Raw genomic sequence first — 1,931 nt, 5'->3', positions numbered from 1 at the left:
CCCGCCCGCGCCGCGACGCGCGCGCACCCAGCCCCGCCCGTCCGCGGCCCGCCAGCGGCTCGACACCGACCGGCTCGGGGCCGAGGCGAGCGAGCTCGGCGAGCGGCTCGCCCGCGACGCCGCCGGGACGGCCTCGCCGAGCGACCTCGAGCGCAAGGTGGCCGAGGCGCTGGCGTTCCTGCGCCGGCGGCTCACCGGCGACTACGAGGTCGACGAGTTCGGCTTCGACCCCGAGCTCACCGACACCGTGCTGCTGGCCGTGCTGCGCCCGCTCTACCGGCACTGGTTCCGGGTGCAGGTGCGCGGCATCGAGCACGTCCCGTCCGAGGGGGGTGCGCTCGTGGTCGCCAACCACTCGGGCACGGTCGCGCTCGACGCCCTGATGACGCAGGTCGCCGTCCGCGACGAGCACCCGGCCCGCCGGCACCTGCGGATGCTGGGCGCCGACCTGGTGTTCGCGACGCCCGTCGTGGGCGACATCGCGCGCAAGTCCGGTTCGACCCTGGCCGCGAACGCCGACGCCGAGCGGCTGCTGGCCGGCGGCCACCTGGTCGGCGTGTGGCCCGAGGGTTTCAAGGGCATCGGCAAGCCCTTCAGCGAGCGGTACAAGCTGCAGCGGTTCGGCCGCGGCGGGTTCGTGTCCGCGGCGCTGCGCACGAAGGCGCCGATCGTCCCCTGCGCGATCGTCGGGGCCGAGGAGATCTACCCGATCCTCGGCAACAGCCGCACCGTCGCCCGGCTGCTCGGCGTCCCGTACGCGCCGATCACGCCGACCTGGCCGCTGCTCGGGCCGCTCGGCCTGGTGCCGTTGCCGTCGAAGTGGCTGATCGAGTTCGGCGAGCCCATCCCCACCGACGACGCGGGCGACGGCGCGGCCGACGACCCGATGATGATCTTCGACGTCACCGACCAGGTGCGCGAGACGATCCAGCAGACGCTGTACTCGCTGCTCATGCAGCGCCGGTCCGTCTTCTTCTGACGGACGGATCCCGCGAGCCGTTGCGCCGCAACGGGTCCGGGGTGGTCAGCCGCAGCCGAGCAGCGGCAGCAGGCAGGGGCTCTGCGTCGGTGCGGGCGTCGAGGTCGCCGACGGCAGCAGGGGCGGCAGGCTCACCGTGGGCAGCGGCGGCAGCGGCAGCAGCGGGGTGCTCGACGGGTTCGGCGCCGGCAGCAGGTCGTCGACCAGCGTCTGCACCGGGTCGAGGGGCAGGGGGTCGACGAGCGGGTCGAGCGGGTCGAGCAGCCCGCCGCCCGGGGTCGAGGTGACCGGCGGCACGGCCACCGGCGTCGACGCCACCGGCCCGCCGCCCGGCGCCACCTGGGTCGGCACGCTGCCGGGCGAGGTGGTGGTGCCGGGTGCGGGCTCGGCGACGACGACGTCGAGGTCGCGGCAGGCCGGTCCGCAGCTCGCGACGGCGTCGGCCAGGTCGACCCGCTGGCCGCCGAGCTCGAGCAGCAGCGCGTCGATGGCCGGGTGCAGGCTCGCCGGCGCCATCGTCCGGAGCCGCTCGAGCAGCGGCAGCGACTCGTCCAGGAAGGCGTCGATCGCACCGAGCGCGGCGGGATCGCCCCGCTCGGCGTAGTCGCGCCCGAGGGCGTCGATGCCGGTGCGCGCGCTGCCGCCGAACTCCTCGAGGGCGCCGCGGACGGCGTCCTCGCGCTCGGCCGACAGCGAGCCGCCGCCGTCGACGGTGAGCCGCTCGGCCTCCTCGAGCCGCTCGCGGGCGAGGTCGAGCTCGGCCCCGCCGCGGGCCTCGCCGGGCGAGGTGAGCGACAGCCGCAGGTCCTCGACCTGGCGCTTCAGCGGGTAGAGCGGGCTGCCGGGCAGCGCGTTCTCGCTGGCGACGGCGGCACCGGCCCCGCCCACCACCAGCACCGCGGCCACCCCGGCCGCGACCGTGCGCCAGCGCCGGGCGCCCGCCGGCCGGACC

Annotated in this window: 2 protein-coding genes; one reads left to right on the top strand and one right to left on the bottom strand. The window is 76.6% G+C overall.

What is annotated here, in order from left to right:
- A partial coding sequence (locus tag ACYVKY_RS17980) for a lysophospholipid acyltransferase family protein (protein WP_460436356.1) occupies positions 1-979 on the top strand: 979 nt, incomplete at its 5' end.
- A gap of 45 nt (positions 980-1,024) precedes the next feature.
- On the opposite strand, the gene ACYVKY_RS17975 is transcribed toward ACYVKY_RS17980, so the two are convergent.
- Positions 1,025-1,931: DUF5667 domain-containing protein (locus ACYVKY_RS17975; protein WP_460436355.1), on the bottom strand; the 907-nt coding region annotated here is incomplete at its 5' end.

The sequence above is a fragment of the Angustibacter speluncae genome, assembly GCF_054777815.1.
Note: the sequence above shows the minus strand (reverse complement) of the source record. Positions and strands in the feature narration are given on the sequence as shown.